Source organism: Natronoflexus pectinivorans (genome assembly GCF_004345615.1).
Lineage (GTDB): Bacteria > Bacteroidota > Bacteroidia > Bacteroidales > Marinilabiliaceae > Natronoflexus > Natronoflexus pectinivorans.
In genome coordinates, this window is the sequence record NZ_SLWK01000001.1 from 47640 (window position 1) to 65519 (window position 17880).

The following is a 17880-nucleotide window of genomic DNA, read 5'->3' on the forward strand; positions in this document are numbered from 1 at the left end:
GTTGATAAAAATCATAGAAAAAGCACGACACCAGAGCACTCTCGTCATTGTATTATAACAAATAAATCGGTAAATTGGTTTTAATACATTCAGGCATCAAATACACAAATACATAAACCAGGGTCACGATGCAAAGAAGATCTAAAATAATTGATGCAAACAGGATCGCCGTCAGATTCTCCGGAGATTCCGGAGATGGTATGCAACTCACCGGATCGTTGTTTTCACTAACTACCGCCGCTTTTGGCAATGACATATCCACCTTTCCCGATTTCCCGGCTGATATACGTGCACCACAAGGAACCATCAGCGGAGTTTCCGGTTTTCAGGTACATTTTGGTAAGGGTGTATGTACACCTGCTGATTTAACAGATGTGTTAGTTGCAATGAACCCGGCAGCATTAAAATCCAACGTAAGTTTCATGAGTCCAGGCGGCACCATCATCATGGATGTTGACAACTTCGACAAAAAGAACCTTGTAAAAGCAGGCTATGAGACCGACGACCCAATTATTGAAGACAAACTTCAAGGGTTTAACATCGTAAAGGCACCCATCACCTCTCTCAGCCAGGAATGCACCAAAGATTTAAAACTCGACAGGAAAAGCATTCTGCGAAGCAAAAACATGTTTGCTCTTGGCCTGATCAACTGGATGTTCAACCGACCTATTGACTATACCAGAAAATATATACGCCATAAGTTCAGCCATAAACCTGAGGTTATGGAGGCGAATTTGAGAATTCTGGAAACAGGATTTAATTATGGTAATATCATACAGGCAGGTACGCCCTCTTTTCACATTACTACAACAGAACCTCAAAAGGGACTTTACAGAAATTTAAGCGGTAACAAGGCTGTGGCCTGGGGATTTCTTTTGGCTGCCGAAAAAAGCGGCCTGCAATTGTTCCTCGGCTCGTATCCGATTACACCTGCAACAGAAATATTGCAAGAACTGGCCGGCAGAAAAGATTTAGGAGTAAAGGTTTTTCAGGCCGAAGATGAAATAGCTGCCATTGCATCGGCCATTGGAGCCTCATATGCTGGCGCACTTGGTATTACCAATACATCCGGGCCGGGATTATCTCTAAAAAGTGAGGCTCTGGGATTGGCAGTCATGGCAGAAGTGCCATTGGTGGTGGTCAATGTTCAGCGAGGTGGCCCATCAACAGGGTTGCCAACCAAAACAGAGCAGTCGGATCTTATGCAGGCACTTTATGGCAGAAACGGTGAGAGCCCTCTGGTTGTGATGGCTGCAAGCACACCGGTAAACTGTTTCGATTATGCATTTTACGCCTCTAAAATTGCTCTTGAACATATGATCCCGGTGATACTGCTTACCGACAGCTTTCTGGCAAACGGTTCTCAACAATGGAAGGTTCCGGAAGAGGGAGACTTTCCAAATATTGAGATTCCTGTTAGCAGGCAAAAACCCGGTGAATTTTCACCCTATCTCAGAAATTCCGAAAAATTAAACCGCGATTGGGTTTGCCCAGGAATGGAAGGTTTTGAACATCGCATCGGCAGTCTGGAAAAAGATGCCGAAACCGGAGCTGTATCGCATGATGGACCCAACCATGAAATCATGGTTCATTTAAGAGAGGAAAAACTTAAACGGGTGGCAAATTTTATTCCTCCACTTACAGTGGAGGGAAAAACAGAGGCAGAAGTTCTCGTGGTAGGTTGGGGCAGCACATATGGCCATTTACATACAGCCATTGAGGAGTTAACCAACGAGGGACATCAGATTGCATTCGCACAATTTAATTACATCAATCCGCTTCCAAAAAACACCGGTGAAATTTTGAGTAAATACAAGACCATTATTGTATGTGAATTAAACTTAGGGCAGTTTGCAGCCTGGTTGCGGAACCATTTCCCACAACACCGTTACATTCAATATAATAAAGTACAGGGATTACCATTCACCATTAAAGAACTCAAAGAGTTCTTTAGAAAAAATCTGGAGGAACTGAAATGAATAATCCACATACCATCATTCAAAAAGAGGAATATAAAAGCAGTCAAAACGTAAGATGGTGTCCCGGTTGCGGAGATCATGCCATACTCAACAGTGTGCAAAAAGCCATGGCCGAACTAAACCTAAAACGTGAAGAGGTGGTGGTAGTTTCAGGAATCGGGTGTTCGTCGCGATTTACATACTATATGAACACCTTCGGGTTTCATACCATACATGGAAGGGGTTCAGCCATAGCTTCAGGTGTAAAAATTGCCAACCCAAATCTGAAAGTCTGGCAAATCACCGGAGACGGCGATGCTTTGGCCATTGGAGGGAATCATTTTATTCATACCATCAGGCGAAACATCGATTTAAACATCATCCTGTTCAACAACCAAATATATGGACTGACCAAAGGACAGTTTTCCCCTACTTCCAAGCGGGGTTTCATCTCAAAAACCTCTCCTTTTGGAACCATTGAGCATCCTTTCAGACCCGGAGAACTGGCCATTGGGGCGCGGGGGAATTTCTTTGCCCGCACCATTGACCGCAAACTAAATTTATGCACTGAGGTATTTAAGGAGGCTGCCATGCACAGCGGAACATCCATTGTTGAAGTGCTGCAAAATTGTGTGATTTATAATGATAAAACCCACGAAGAACTGACCGACAAGGAGGAAAAGCATGACCGCACCATTATTCTGAAACATGGTGAACCCATGATATTTGGAAAAAACAGCGACAAAGGGCTTGTTCTTGATGGCATGCAGTTAAAGGTGGTAAAAATTGGAGAGAACGGAATTACAAAGGATCATTTACTGGTGCACGATGCCGAATGTCAGGACTCCTTCCTTCACCTGAAACTGACAAATATGGAGTACCCGGAATTTCCCGTTGCCCTGGGTGTTATCAGAAAAGTAAAAGCCCCGGTTTACGATCAGGAAGTTATCCACCAGATTGAAAGAGTACAATCATCGTCTAACATCAAAACTTTTCGGGATTTGGCAGTTGAGGGTGATGTGTGGGAGGTGGAATAGTGATTCCATTACTCTGACTAAGCAGGAAATTAAACCCTTACTTCTTATATAAATAACGAATGATATTCGTTATTTTTGCAGGTAATCACAACCATTAACAAAACCAACCCTAAACGAATTGCACATTCATACTCCATGGTTGTGGATTTTTCAATATATTTGCCCTGCATGAGAAGTCTCCTGATTCTGATATCGTATATTCTTTTGAGTGTGTTTACACTCAATGCGCAAATTATGCCTGACCGGGAATTAGTTCCTGGTGGCGGGAGAACGCCTGCTCAACAGGAAGGTCATACAGATGACCATCATCACGACCATGACCACAGTCATGACCATGGAGAAGTATCTGAGCCTCGTCAGCAACCTGTAGAACATAAAATAACCAATTGGTTTTTAAAGGATTTAGGCACTCGCCGGGATACCGTTTCCATCGATACACTTTCACAGGGTTTTCAGATACACAACCCGGCAAACAGAGAAGCCATCGCTAGTGTGCAGTTGGGAAATATAGGAGCACCTTGGCAACCTGCCATGGTTTCAAAAATGCCAATCTATTCCCGCTTTATGTTTGCCGATAATCTTCGTTCTTTTTTTAAAGAGCCGGAGGAGTGGCGTTACTACAACACTAAAACCCCCTACACCAATCTATATTACCAGTATGCCGCACCTAAACGAAGGTCAGAAGAGGTTGTCGGGGTGCTTTTTACTCAAAATGTCAATAAAAGATGGAATGTTGGGTTTGATTATCAGCTGATATCATCCATTGGAAGATACGAAGCTCAACAAGTTGAAAACCGCCATTTCCGTTTTTTTTCAAGTTATAACGGACCTAGGTATGAAGTTCACGGATCATACGTGTACAACAAAACCGACCAATTGGAAAATGCCGGAATTGAAGATGATGATTTTGTTCTTAACCCTCAAAGATATGATTACGATGAGAAGGAGAATATTCCTGTTAGATTCTATGATGCCAGCAATCGCATCGACAATCATCAAATCTTTGTCAATCAGGCTTTAAACATTGGTAATATAACCGTGAGCCGGCGTGAAGGCGAACGTGTTGAGCTGCCTGTTGGAACTGCCATTCATACCTTTCATCTTGATAGGAACAGGAGACAACATCGCATTGAAAATTTACGTAACTCCTTCTCTCCTAATGAGCCGTTTTTCTATGACAACATCTATATAGACACAACAAAAACAAGAGATTACCTCTATTATACATCAATAAAAAACACGTTTCAACTAAGGTTTAACGAAGAAGCAAACCCGCTTCTTCAGTTCGGCTTAAGAGCATTCATCACCAACGAAGTTGAACAATTCACCTTCCCGGCCTTGCCGGAAGTTGAAGGCACTTTTACCACTTCACCCGAATACATGTCGGAAGAAGAGCAATTAACGACCACACTGATTGGTGGACAGATTTTTAAAAACCTGGGTGAATCCTTTAGGTGGAATGCCGGGATGAGATTGTATTTTCAGGGTTATCGCACCGGCGACACTGAAATCACGGGAGCCATCAACAGTCAGTTCCGATTAGCCAACGACACAGCGGGAATATTTGCCGATGGTGGATTGTATCTTGTTTCTCCGGGATTTTTCGAATCCCGGTATACATCCAACCACTTCATATGGGACGAAAGGTTTGACCAGGTAAAAACCCTGAGATTGCGCGGGGCGGTTAAAATACCCACCAGGAAGTTTGAACTTTCGGCTGAAACCAGGCTCATTAACGACTACTTCTATTGGGATCAGAATGCCATGCCAACCCAATCAGGATCTTTCCTGAGAGCGGTTGAATTCCGACTGTTTAAGCATTTCAACCTGGGTAATTTCCACAATCACAACACCATCCTTTACCAGTTAACCAGCAACTCAGAATTAATGCCATTGCCTGAATGGTCACTATACAGTTCATTGTATTATCAGAACACTTTATTCGAAGTGCTGTTCGTTCAATTGGGGTTTGATTTAAGATACAACACCCGCTGGTATTCTCCGGCATACATGCCGGCAACCGGACAGTTTCATGCTCAACGACAACGCAAAACCGGCGATTATCCCTATGTAGATCTGTTTCTGAACATGCAGCTGAAGCGTGCACGGATATTTATAAAAATGGATCACATCAATCAGGGTTATCCGAATAATGATTATTTTCATACTCTAAATTATCCTGCAAATCCCCGTGCAATAAGGTTTGGTCTCTCCTGGAATTTCTACGACTGATTTTGGTGTTTGGGGTATCTCAAAATTCTGTGTAACTTTGTGGCCTGCTTTTTGATAGAGCATTTTAGGAATTCGGCATTCTATGCAGAATTCATGGCTTTCCATTGTGATTTCAAAGTATAATGAACAAAGAAATCAGGTTAGCCGGCGCATGTTGAACTTAATAGCGACAGATGAGGCAACTTTTACTGATTTTACTTATTGCAATTATTACAACAGGATGCGGCAGTTCCGGCCCCAAAAAGGAAAGCAGCTACGTTTCCGCAAAAAACATTCCCGATTTACAACAAATACGGGAATCCGGACAAATCCGTGTAGTAACCAATTACAACTCCACCAACTATTTCGTTTATAAGGGTCAACCAATGGGTTACCAGTTTGAACTATTGCAGGAGTTTGCCAATTTTATGAACCTTCGTCTGGAAGTTTCAGTAAACAATAATCTTCAGGAGAACATTGACAGACTTGCAAATGGAGAACTTGACTTAATCGCAAGTAATCTTGCCGTTACCCGCGAAGGTGAACAAAAAGTAGCATTTACAGAACCTCACAGCTACAGCAGACAGGTATTGGTTCAACAGGCATACAGCCCCGAAAGACCCGGAAGAAGCGAACGCATCCACAAAGAATTAATCCGAAATCAGTTGGATCTGGCCGGGAAAACCATATATGTTCAAAAAGGATCTGCATTTGTGCAACGTTTGAGAAGCCTATCCAACGAAATTGGCGACAGCATTCATATTGTAGAAATCCCCGATTACGAGGTGGAACAATTAATTGAACTGGTGGCCGAAGGTGAAATAGAATACACGGTGTCAGATGAAAACCTGGCCAGGGTAAACCTTAATTTTTACCCCAACATTGACATCGAAACTGCCATCAGTTTTCCTCAGAAACAGGCATGGGCAGTAAACAGAAATTCACCAGAATTGCTAAATGCTGTTAACAACTGGATGGTAGGGTTCAAGAAAACAGCCAGATACCAAAGAATTCATAGAAAATATTTTGAGAACCGCCGTTCGGGACACATTGTAAACTCAGGATTTCATTCTATAAAAGGAGGACAGGTGTCTGTATACGATGAGATTATTCGTGCGGAAAGTGAACGCTTTGATTGGGACTGGCGTCTGATTGCTTCAATAATCTACCAGGAATCAAGGTTCATCCCTGACGCTGAAAGCTGGGCAGGTGCCATGGGGCTGATGCAATTGATGCCCCAAACAGCAGAGCGGTTTGGAGTTCATGCCATAACTTCACCACGCGAAAACATCAGAGGTGGGATGCAACTACTGCAATGGCTTGACGAAAGAATGTCATTGAGGATAGAGGATCCGGAAGAGCGCCTGAAGTTTGTTCTGGCATCTTACAATGTTGGCATCGGGCATGTATTGGATGGCATGCGATTGGCTGAGAAGTTTGGAAGATCTCCAATAATCTGGTATGACAATGTGGACTATTATGTGTTAAATAAATCTAATCCTAAATACTACAACGATCCCGTTGTTCAATTTGGTTATTGCCGGGGAGAAGAGCCATATCATTATGTTAGGGAGATTCTTGAGCGCTACGAGCATTACAAGAACGTACTTCGCTGACCCAATCCGATGCATGATTTGTTAAAGCAACTGCAAACTCACTCATGATCATTGCTGTTGCTCCCCAAATCTGGCGCCCCTCAACATCAAAGTAAGGCGCCTCCAAACGGTGCCCGTTAATGTTCTTAATTAATGTATTATTAATTGGTTCGAGAAAAACATTTAAGGGAACAGCAAAAACCTCCTTCACTTCAAACTGATTGGGCTGAAATAGAGGTTCCTCATCAAGGAATCCAACATGTGGATAAACTATGTAGTTGCTGTTCGGGATATAAAGTGACGATAATTCGCCCAGTAAAGTAACATAATCGGGGTCAACACCCAACTCCTCATGGGTTTCTCTAAGAGCGGTGTCGTGATAACAGGCATCAGCCGGTTCACACTTCCCGCCGGGCAAACTAATCTGGCCTCCGTGTACACCGGCATACTCCGGTCGTTGAATAAACGGAATGGCAAGCCCCTTTGAGGACGGATAGAGAAGAATCAGAACACTGCTGAGCCGTGCCACTTTTCGGTCAGGCTCTTTTGTTCCGGTAAACCTAACTGAAGGAGCCATTAATTCGTGAGCCACCTTTCCGGGTAATGGCTTTGCCAGCGCTTGTTTTATGATATCTCTCCAATCGTGCATAAAAATCACCTTGTAATAAAAGCAGAACAAGCTATCAGCAAGGTTGTTTAAACCATCCTCATAACAAGGCAAAATTAACAAAATCAGAACCAATCTACAATAAAAATGAAAAGCCATTTCTTCACGTTTGAAGAAATGACTTTACATTTTTTTATCCTATTACTAACCTAAACCTATTACTTATATTATAAAAAGCATGCCATAAATGATTTTTGGGAATAAAAATCGACCAAAACCCCTCATCATACTGAATATCTAAAACTTAAATCAATCATTTTTTTTTGTAATAAAAACACCTGACTATTTCTGAAAACAAAACCGTTCGTTTTCGAACAGCAAGTGTTCGAAAACGTTTAAGATTTAGTCGAAATGAATGGCTTTAACCGGAGTAATGCTTGTAGCTACATATGATGGGCCAATCATCATTAAGAAAATGGCGATAATTGCACCCGCATTTAAAAGGAGAATATGCGACAAATTAATGTGAATAGGCACCGTATCAAGGAAGTAACTGGCAGGATCCAGACTTACAATGCCAAACCTCATTTGAATGATCGCCAACCCAATCCCTACCAGATTTCCCCAAACCAATCCTCGTATGGCAATACGGACAGCCAATGAAAGAAAAATCTTTCTCAGAGGCCAGTCGCTCATCCCGATGGCTTTGAGAATGCCAATCATATTGGTTCTTTCCAGTATCAAGATTAGCAATCCCGTAATCATATTAAATCCGGCCACTAAAAGAATTAGAACGATGATTACCGCAATATTCATATCCAAAAGGTCCAGCCAACTAAAAATTTGCGGCTGAGTTTGCCTAATGGACTGAGCTCTTAACATGGCTCCGTCCGGAGAAATATAAGAAGCAGTCAAATCGTATATCTCATACCAGAGTTGATCCAAATTATCAAAATCGTTCAAAAGGACTTCATAACCGGCTATCTGGTCAGCATCCCAATTGTTTAATCGTTGAATATGCCTCAAGTCGGCCACCACAAACATCTTATCCAAATCAGGAAGATTACTGTCGTAAATCCCCACAATGGTATATCGGCGCGCTCTAATTTGTTCCTGAAAAAAATACATAAAGACATCTTGCCCCAATTGCAAGTTCAAGATATTAGCAAGCGTAGATGATATTATTATTTCATTTGCCGGCGATTCTCCGGTAAAATCTGGCAAATTGCCCTCTTGCAAAATTGATTCAAGAAAAGTAGTATCATAATCGTCACCAATGCCTTTAAGCACCACCCCTTGCATCTCCTCTTCCGATTTAAGCAATCCGGGTTTAACCGCAAATCTCTGCACATTTCTAACTCCATCCAACTCTCCAATGGCGGTAAACAGATCCTCGTTCAAACGGATGGGGTTGGCTTCGTAGCTTAAGTTAAAATCGTAGTTCACAACCTGAATATGACTGCCAAAACCCACAATTTTCTCTCTGATTTCCCTCTTAAAGCCAGTTCCAATGGCGATTGATAGTATCATCACCACCATACCCAGAATGATGCCTCCAACAGCCACCTTGAGAACAGGTCCTGCCAGTTTTCTTCCTGAAACTCCTCCCGATTGTATTTTGCCGGCTATGAAATATTCTGGTTTCAAAATCTGCTTGTTTTGCAGCAAAGATAATAAACTGAATTAACAATGATACAACACTTCCACATCTTCAAGTGTAATAATACCTCCGGCATCTGCTTTTTCCATGAGGCGGCTGACTATCTGGGCGAAATCAGTTAATCTCTCCCGGTGATCCACCATTTCTATTACCACAGGAGCATCCGTCGCCAGCGAAAAGACTTTAATGCTTTGTACCAAACTACCGGAACCATAGTTTAGAATACCTCTGACAACTGTAGCTCCAGACAACTTATATTTCTTTGCAGCATAAACTATGGCTTCATATAAGGGACGCTGATACACCTGATCACTCTCCCCTACTATAATTTTTAACCTCACTACTTTTCCGGATAGCTCCATGATTATGGGATTAATTTGTATTCAATATGTAATTTAACAATAACATTACATAAATTCAAGTTCTCTTTGATTAATTCCCTCAATTTAAAAACCCAAAAAAAGTCAATTTTTGCCAATCAAGTTTAAGGGATGAAACCTTGCATCTTAACCAAATATTATTAATTTTGAAGTCGTACCCTTATTTATTCCTTTTTTAGAACTCATAATTTATTAACCTTTTTAAATACATTTACCATGAAGGTGTATCAAACCAATCAAATAAAAAACATATCGCTGCTGGGAAGCAGCGGCTCGGGTAAGACCACCCTTGCAGAAGCGATGCTTTACGAGGGCGGGGTCATAAGCCGGAGAGGCGATGTAAATAGCAAGAATACTGTTTCGGATTACAACCGGGTAGAGCATGAATACGGCTACTCGGTTTTTTCGTCCGTTCTGTTCACTGAATGGCTTGAAAAAAAGCTGAACATCATCGACTGTCCGGGTTCAGATGACTTTATAAACGGAGCCATAACTTCCCTAAACGTTACCGACACGGCTTTAATGGTTATCAACGCCACGCAGGGCGTTGAAGTTGGCACCCAGAACTTGTTTCGATATACTGACAATTACAACAAACCTGTAATTTTTGTTGTCAATCAACTGGATCATGAAAAAGCCAATTATGAATCAACAGTTGAAAGCCTTCACGAATCTTTCGGAAAAAAGGCCATCATCGTACAATACCCTGTAAATATAGGCCCCGGCTATGATGCCATGGTAGATGTATTAAAAATGAAATATTACAAATGGGGGCCAGATGGTGGAAAACCTGAGATATCTGAAATTCCAGACAGTGAAAAAGATAAAGCAGAAGAACTTCACAATGCATTGGTTGAGGCAGCAGCCGAGAACGATGAAAACCTGATGGAGCTTTTCTTTGAGCAAGGAACGCTTAATGAGGATGAAATGCGTCAGGGAATGAAAAAAGGGATGATTGCCCGCGATTTATTCCCCATATTCTGTGTCTCTGCTGCAAAAGACATGGGTGTTCGCAGGCTGATGGAATTTCTTGGAAACATAGTTCCTTTTGTTGACGAAATGCCTAAAGCTCTAACTACAAGTGGAACAGAAGTTACGCCTGATGTTAACGGCCCCGCATCCATATTTGTCTTTAAAACCAGCATTGAACCACACCTTGGAGAGGTCAGTTACTTTAAGGTAATGTCAGGAAAAATCACCGAAGGGATGGATCTCATCAATGTGAACCGCGAAGCAAAAGAGCGTCTTTCTCAGCTCTATTGTGTAGCCGGCAGCACGCGTCAGAAAGTAAGCGAACTGGTTGCAGGGGATATTGGTGCTACGGTAAAACTTAAAGAGACCAAAACCAACCATACTCTTAATGTAAAAGGATGTGACTATATTTTTGAACCTATTAAATATCCTGAACCAAAATATCGCGTGGCCATTAAGCCTGCAAATGATGGTGACGAAGAAAAATTAGGTGAAATCTTAAGCCGTATTCATGAAGAAGACCCCACCATATCTGTTGAATATTCAAAAGAACTGAAACAAATCATTGTTTACGGACAGGGTGAGTTTCACCTGAGTACCATGAAGTGGCGTATCGAGAACAACGATAAGCTTCCGATTGAGTTTAAAAATCCAAAAATCCCTTACAGAGAAACCATCACCAAACAGGCAAGAGCCGACTACCGCCATAAGAAACAGTCGGGTGGAGCCGGACAGTTTGGTGAAGTTCACATGATTATAGAGCCATACGACGAAAACGCACCTGTTCCAACCATGTATAAATTTAATGTACAGGAATTTAAGGTAAATGTGCGCGACACGGATGAAATAAAGCTTCCGTGGGGTGGGAAACTGGTATTCCACAACTGTATTGTAGGTGGCAGCATCGACAGCCGCTTTATGCCGGCCATTCTGAAAGGGCTCATGGAAAAGATGGAAGAAGGGCCGCTGACCGGTTCGTATGCGCGCGACATAAGAGTGTGTGTTTACGATGGAAAGATGCACCCGGTTGACTCCAATGAAATTTCCTTTAAATTGGCAGGGCGAAACGCGTTCCGCACAGCATTTAAAGAGGCCGGGCCCAAAATTCTGGAGCCTGTTTATGACGTGGAAGTTCGTGTTCCGGGCGACCGCATGGGAGATGTTATGAGTGACCTACAAGGACGCCGTGCCACCATTGAGGGCATGAGCAGCGAAAAAGGCTTTGAAGTGATTAAAGCCAAAGTGCCTTTGAAGGAGATGAACAAATACTCCACATCCTTAAGTTCCATTACCGGAGGACGTGCATTCTACTCCATGAAGTTTGCCAAATACGACAAAGTTCCGCCTGAAGTGCAGGAGCAACTACTGGCTGCTTATGAAGCTGAACAAAGCGAAGATTAAACTTTTAATATTGCGAAAACAACAAAGGCCACTCTTTCGAGTGGCCTTTGTTGCTAATAATTGAGAGCAAACTCTATGCTTTTAATCATTTCGTGGTTTTAGCGAACAAATAAATCCATCAATATCCTCAGCAATGTTGTTGCTGTTTTCAATCATCCTGATAAATGCACTTCCAACAATTGCACCATTTGCATATTTACATACTTCGCTAAAACTCTCCTGATTGCTGATGCCAAAACCGACCATTTTGGGAGATTTCAGTTCCATATCGCGAATTCGTGTAAAATAGTCTATCTGGAATTGATTTAATCCGGTTTTAGCACCGGTTACGGCAGCCGATGAAACCATGTATAAAAATCCGGTGGTGTTTTCATCCAAAAGCCGCACCCTATCAGGTGGCGTTTGTGGAGTGATTAAAAAAGTGTTGCTGATGCCCCGTTCTTCAAATAGATGACTGTACTGTTCACGGTACATCTCAAAAGGCAAATCGGGAAGAATAACCCCGTCCACGCCCGTTTCCTTGCATTTATCAAGGAATCGTTCCACGCCAAATCTCAACACGGGGTTCAAATATCCCATCAAAACAATGGGCATGGAGACTTCACGACGAACATTCTCCAACTGCTTAAAAAGCACCGTTAAACTCATCCCGTTTTCCAAAGCGGTGGTACTGCTCTTTTGAATAACCGGCCCATCGGCCAATGGGTCTGAAAAAGGCATCCCAATTTCCACGAAATCCACACCCGAAGTTTCCAATGCTTTTAAAATCGGAACAGTATCATCCAACCGAGGAAAACCGGCGGTAAAGTATATGGAGAGCAAATCTTTTTTATTTGCGAAAAGGCTATTTAAACGATTCATTAGAAAATATTGTTTTTGTTAGTTGTATAATTTACTACAGGTTAAAGCGCTCCATATAGGTTTTCATATCCTTGTCGCCACGCCCCGAAACTGTAACCACCACATGATCGGATGTTTTCAGTTTCAGTTTTGGCAATACTGCCAAAGCATGAGCCGATTCCAGTGCAGGAATGATTCCTTCCAAACGGGTTAACTCCATCACGGCATCCAACGCTTCATCATCGGTTATCGGCATATAATCGGCACGCTTGCTGTCCTTTAAAAATGCATGCAAGGGACCAATTCCGGGATAATCAAGTCCTGCCGAAATGGAATAAGGTTCGGTAATTTGGCCATCGTCGCTTTGCATCAGGTAGGTCATGCTTCCGTGGATGATGCCTTTATCGCCGCATGCCATGGAGGCAGCGGTTTCTCCACTATTCACACCCAAACCTGCTGCTTCGGTACCGATTAATTTCACCGATTCATCCTCCAAGAAATGGTAAAAGCTTCCGGCAGCGTTGGAACCTCCACCCACGCATGCAATAACGTAATCGGGAAGATTGGTGCCAATTTTACTCTTTAACTGCTCCTTAATTTCTGAGCTGATAATCGCTTGCAAGCGAGCCACCATATCGGGATATGGATGTGGTCCAACCACTGAGCCTATGAGATAAAAAGTGTCAAGCGGATTGGCAATCCAATCACGCAAAGCTTCATTGGTAGCATCTTTCAGCGTTTTATTGCCCGAAGTTGCTGGCCTCACCTCTGCTCCCAGCATTCGCATGCGAGCCACGTTAGGCGCCTGACGTTCTATATCGGTGGCACCCATATAAACCACGCAATCCAATCCCATGAGAGCGCATACAGTGGCTGTAGCCACACCATGCTGACCGGCACCGGTTTCGGCAATGATGCGTTTACGCCCCATCTCACGTGCCAGCAAAATCTGTCCAATGGTGTTGTTCAATTTGTGCGAACCGGTATGATTCAGGTCTTCGCGTTTAAGCCATATATTAGCGTTATACTTGGCCGATAACCGTTCTGCCTTAAAAAGAGGCGATGGTCGCCCGGCATAATCACACAACAGAAGATGGTACTCCTTGCGGAACGATTCTGAATTGAGAATATCCAGATATTTCGCCCGTAACTCTTCTATATTGGGTATGAGCATTTCGGGGATGTAAGCTCCCCCGTACTCTCCGTAAAAGCCTTTGTTGTTTGGTTCTATCATTGATATTACTATTTTTTGATTTGTTTAATTGGTAAAAAGTTTAGGCTGATAAAATGCTTGCGCCCTTCAGGGTTTGAAATAGAATTACCCTTCCTTGAAAATATCTTCATATAATTCATTCGTATATAATTAAGTTAATTTATTGGACTCATGGAAGTTTCATGAGAAGTTATATACATGCTCTTGTTGTGTGTTTCTCACTCATGAAACTTTCATTTGTCTATAATTTGTTTTCATTAATTCCCGAAGACTCGGGAATCGTTTCATCTCCACTTTCACCCTAAATTCCCGTTCGACTGAGACTTCCGTGTGAGACTTCGGTGTGAGCTCAGTCGAACACTCATGCAGAAGCCCAAAGGGGACTATCCACCATTTTAACATGTTTGATGGGAGGATAGAAATATCATACACATCATCTGATTATATTAATGAATTCTTCTAATACAGCAACATCCTTTAATCCCGGCTCTATCTCAAACTTGCTGTTTATATCCACCCCGTGTGGGTGGATGTTTTTTAGATTAAGTAATGTTTCTGCATCATCAACTCCAATTCCACCACTTAAAAGGTATGGCAACTCTCCATTATATTTTTCGAGCAAATGCCAATCGAACTTTTGCCCGGTTCCTCCATGATTTACCGAAGGGGTATCAAACAACAACAAATCGCATACATCGGTATATTCGTGCGCCAACGATGTCAGGTCGCCATCGGGACGCAAAGCTTTCAGGACTTTCAAACCTTCATTTTTCAAATCCAGGCACAATTGGGGTGATTCATGTCCATGTAACTGAACGGCATCCAAGTGATATAGTTCAGCCAACTTCAATATTTCATTCTTGTCTGCATTTACAAATACCCCGGTTTTAACAATGTGGGCAGGAATCTCTTTAATGGTTTCGGGCAAAAGCGTTCCAACCACGTAACGTGGTGATGGAGGATAGAAGATGAACCCCATAAAATCGGGATTAAGTTCACAAACCTCTTCTATGTTTTTGGCATGTTTCATGCCACAAACCTTTATCAACATAGGCTATTTATGTTATAAATATACATCCAAATTTGCCACCACTCCACCCCTAACCCCCAAGGGGAGACTCAACCCCACGCCATTTCATGGCAGATTTTACTATACAGATTTTGTTGTCCGTTGTTTAACCTCTTGGCTGAACTCCAAACATGCGCCTGCCGGGTCGGATTGCTTCATGAAATATTCACCCATCAAGAATCCCTTAAAGCCGGCATTTTTAAGTTTCAGATAATCGTCCACCGAACCAATACCGCTTTCGGCAATGGGAATCATCTCCTCCGGAAGTTGTGCTGCCAGACGCATGGACTGTTCCAAATCTACCTCAAAAGTTTTCAGATTGCGGTTATTGATGCCAACCATCTGTACGTAACTGTTTAGCAGTTCCAACTCATTTTCATCATGTATTTCGAAAAGTACTTGCATACCTAATGCATTGGCCAAAGCCGCCAGTTCCAATGCCAGCGTTTTATCCAGTATGGCACCAATCAGTAAAATGGCACTTGCTCCAATGGCTTTGGCCTCATAAACCTGGTATGGGTCGATGATGAACTCTTTGCGGATGATGGGCAGTTTACACAATTCCCGACCGCGGGTCAGGTCCTCATTGCAGCCACCGAAAAAATCATGGTCGGTTAAGATGGAGATACCTGAAACGCCTGCTGCGGCATACCCCGGAATGATGTCATCAACAACGGCCTTTCCATTGATATCGCCTTTAGAAGGCGATTTACGCTTGAACTCAGAAATAATCCCTGTGGAATTTTCTGCCAACAGGTGCTCAGTAAAAAGCGGCACCTGCTCATTGTAATGGCGATAGTACTTAAGTTCCTTCACAGAAACCATCTCCTGAGCCGCTGCGACTTCCTCTTTTTTTCTGGCAACAATTTTATCGAGAATGTTCATTTCTTCTGATTTACAAATAAAAAAACTAATTTACCTCCAACAATCTCTTCAACACCTTTTCAGCACTTCCCGACAGGAGTGACTCTTTGGCCATATCCAGGCAAACATCCAGCTCTTTTTCGGGGTACATACAGTGAATGGCCAATCCGGCATTGGCAATAACTACATTGTTTTGCGGTTCGGTGCCTTGTCCTGACAATACTTTGGTAAATATTTTGGCGGCTTCATCCACTTCGTGCCCTCCCGAGATGGATTCGGGTGTGTTGGGTTTCATCTTTAGGTCTGCATGTGTCATCAATCTTTCTCCGTTTTGGGTAATGACTTTAAACGGTGCAGTTAACGACACCTCATCGTAGCCGTCGATGCTGTGAATGATGGCAAAACGCTTATCTCCCTGCTGATAAATATACTGGTAAATGCGAGCCAGCTCCAAATCGAACACCCCAATCAACTGGCTGCCGGGATTAGATGGATTTACCATGGGACCCAGCATGTTGAAGAAAGTTTTTATACCCAACTCCCGCCTAATGGGAGCCACGGCTTTCATGGCCGGGTGAAACAATGGGGCATGCAAAAAACAGATGCCTGCCTCGTCCAACTGCCGCTTGAGTAAATCGTTGTCGGTAGTAAATTTGTAGCCCAGATACTCCAACATATTGGATGACCCACATCCGGAACTTACTCCATAATTACCGTGCTTGGCCACTTTAACGCCTGCACCGGCAGTGACAAACGATGCCAGCGTTGATATGTTAAAGGTATTTTTGCCATCCCCACCTGTACCGCAAAGGTCAATGGTATCAAAACCGGACAGGTCAACAGGCAAACGCAGTTCCAATAGCGCATCCCTGAAACCGGAAAGTTCCTCAACCGTGACGGGGCGCATCATAAATACTGAAAGGAAAGCGACTACTTCAGATTTAGAATAGACCTCGCCGGCAATATTAACAAGTATTTGGCGTGCTTCCTCGCGCGACAGCGTCTGATAGTCGAATAGGGTTTTTAAAGTTGGTTGTAACATAATGATTAGATGTTTGAAATACTATTAACAACAGAAAACGCTTTTTTTCTGAGGCAAAAAGAAAATCCAGGAAAACTATTTCTTAATAAATAGAACATAATTAAAATAACACTCAGAGAACACAACAAAAATTTTCAATTAAAGAGATAAAGTTAAATATCTGTTAAAATTCAGTTGTGTGTATCAATTAATAATTCTAAGATGTCAGGGCTACGCCCCTAAAACCATTAGCAATATCTACTTCTACGAAGATATCAGGGCTACGCCCCTATTTATTTGTATTAAAATCACTAAGGGGCGCTAGCCCTGCAATCTTCGTAGAAAACAATTATTTGGTAAAACATAAGGGGCGTAGCCCTGTCATCTAAATAATTTTAGAATCCCCACGCTTTCCCTTCTGACTACACTCCCCTCTAACTCCCTTAACAAAAGCAGCATGGGCAGAGGTGGAATCGTTGCGTTTAAGACAAAAGCCAGTTTTTTATCATGGCTTTTCCATGTTCTGTGAGGATGGACTCGGGATGAAACTGCACTCCCCGTACATCGTGGGTTTTGTGACGTAAACCCATGATTTGTCCCTCTTCATCCACAGAAGTAATGGTTAAATCGTTGGGTAAATCATCCTTTCTTACAACCCATGAGTGGTAACGCCCTGCCGGGAATGTGTCCGGCAAACCCTTGTAAAGAATCTCTTCCTTATCGGTAACCATAACCGGAGTTGCAATGCCATGATACACCTTTGAAAGATTCAGAATAGAACCTCCGAAAACCTCAGCAATGGCCTGACATCCCAAACAGACACCAAAAATACTGTGCGTGGATCCCAATGCTTTGATAAGAGGTTTAAGAATTCCAGCCTCATCGGGTATTCCGGGACCGGGAGAAAGTACGATTTTATCGTACTTTGCTGCCTCTTCGATGGTTATTTGGTCGTTGCGAAAAACATCCACCGGCGCATCGGTTAACTCTTCGAGGTAATGAACCAGATTGTAGGTGAATGAGTCGTAATTATCTAATACTAGTATTTTCAT

The 17880-nt window shown here is 42.6% G+C and carries 14 protein-coding genes; 5 read left to right on the plus strand and 9 right to left on the minus strand.

The annotated features are described in order from the left end of the window. Positions 1-128: 128 nt before the first annotated feature. The 4 genes from EV194_RS00205 to EV194_RS00220 all read left to right on the plus strand — a co-directional run bounded on the left by EV194_RS00205 (position 129) and on the right by EV194_RS00220 (position 6822). Positions 129-1979 (plus strand): 2-oxoacid:acceptor oxidoreductase subunit alpha, encoded by a 1851-nt coding sequence (locus tag EV194_RS00205; protein ID WP_132430898.1) that lies wholly within the window; start codon positions 129-131, stop codon positions 1977-1979. Beyond that, on the plus strand, positions 1976-2995 hold the full coding sequence (locus tag EV194_RS00210; protein WP_132430900.1) for a 2-oxoacid:ferredoxin oxidoreductase subunit beta: 1020 nt from the start codon (positions 1976-1978) through the stop codon (positions 2993-2995). The genes EV194_RS00205 and EV194_RS00210 overlap by 4 nt, the downstream gene beginning before the upstream one ends. 168 nt (positions 2996-3163) lie before the next feature. After that, positions 3164-5227: a putative porin gene (locus tag EV194_RS00215; RefSeq protein ID WP_132432159.1), complete on the plus strand. Its 2064-nt coding sequence runs from the start codon at positions 3164-3166 to the stop codon at positions 5225-5227. Between the two features lie 173 nt (positions 5228-5400). Further along, the gene (locus EV194_RS00220; protein WP_132430902.1) at positions 5401-6822 is read left to right on the plus strand and encodes an MltF family protein; all 1422 of its coding nucleotides are present in this window, start codon (positions 5401-5403) and stop codon (positions 6820-6822) included. Here the strand turns inward: EV194_RS00220 and EV194_RS00225 are convergent. From EV194_RS00225 to EV194_RS00235, 3 genes are all read right to left on the minus strand, one after another. Continuing rightward, positions 6773-7567, minus strand: a complete 795-nt coding sequence (locus tag EV194_RS00225; protein ID WP_243699282.1) for an NUDIX hydrolase — start codon at positions 7565-7567, stop codon at positions 6773-6775. The genes EV194_RS00220 and EV194_RS00225 overlap by 50 nt on opposite strands. A gap of 243 nt (positions 7568-7810) precedes the next feature. Next, entirely contained in the window at positions 7811-9055 is a 1245-nt protein-coding gene (locus EV194_RS00230; protein WP_132430904.1) for an ABC transporter permease, read from the minus strand. Between the two features lie 36 nt (positions 9056-9091). After that, entirely contained in the window at positions 9092-9430 is a 339-nt protein-coding gene (locus tag EV194_RS00235) for a DUF190 domain-containing protein (RefSeq protein ID WP_132430906.1), read from the minus strand. Between the two features lie 234 nt (positions 9431-9664). Here EV194_RS00235 and EV194_RS00240 point away from each other — a divergent pair, with 234 nt between their 5' ends. After that, positions 9665-11821: an elongation factor G gene (locus EV194_RS00240; protein WP_132430908.1), complete on the plus strand. Its 2157-nt coding sequence runs from the start codon at positions 9665-9667 to the stop codon at positions 11819-11821. 81 nt (positions 11822-11902) lie between these two features. Here the strand turns inward: EV194_RS00240 and trpA are convergent, their stop codons facing one another. The 6 genes from trpA to EV194_RS00270 all read right to left on the minus strand — a co-directional run bounded on the left by trpA (position 11903) and on the right by EV194_RS00270 (position 17880). Next, on the minus strand, positions 11903-12682 hold the full coding sequence (trpA, locus tag EV194_RS00245; protein WP_132430910.1) for a tryptophan synthase subunit alpha: 780 nt from the start codon (positions 12680-12682) through the stop codon (positions 11903-11905). A 34-nt stretch (positions 12683-12716) separates the two neighbouring features. Further along, positions 12717-13895, minus strand: coding sequence for a tryptophan synthase subunit beta (gene trpB, locus EV194_RS00250; protein ID WP_132430912.1), 1179 nt, complete (start codon positions 13893-13895; stop codon positions 12717-12719). 412 nt (positions 13896-14307) lie between these two features. Continuing rightward, positions 14308-14904, minus strand: coding sequence for a phosphoribosylanthranilate isomerase (locus EV194_RS00255; RefSeq protein WP_243699283.1), 597 nt, complete (start codon positions 14902-14904; stop codon positions 14308-14310). A gap of 120 nt (positions 14905-15024) precedes the next feature. Further along, positions 15025-15828, minus strand: coding sequence for an indole-3-glycerol phosphate synthase TrpC (trpC, locus tag EV194_RS00260; RefSeq protein WP_132430916.1), 804 nt, complete (start codon positions 15826-15828; stop codon positions 15025-15027). A gap of 25 nt (positions 15829-15853) precedes the next feature. Next, positions 15854-16849 (minus strand): anthranilate phosphoribosyltransferase, encoded by a 996-nt coding sequence (gene trpD / locus EV194_RS00265; RefSeq protein ID WP_132430918.1) that lies wholly within the window; start codon positions 16847-16849, stop codon positions 15854-15856. A gap of 461 nt (positions 16850-17310) precedes the next feature. Continuing rightward, complete coding sequence (locus EV194_RS00270; RefSeq protein ID WP_132430920.1) at positions 17311-17880, minus strand: anthranilate synthase component II; 570 nt, start codon at positions 17878-17880, stop codon at positions 17311-17313.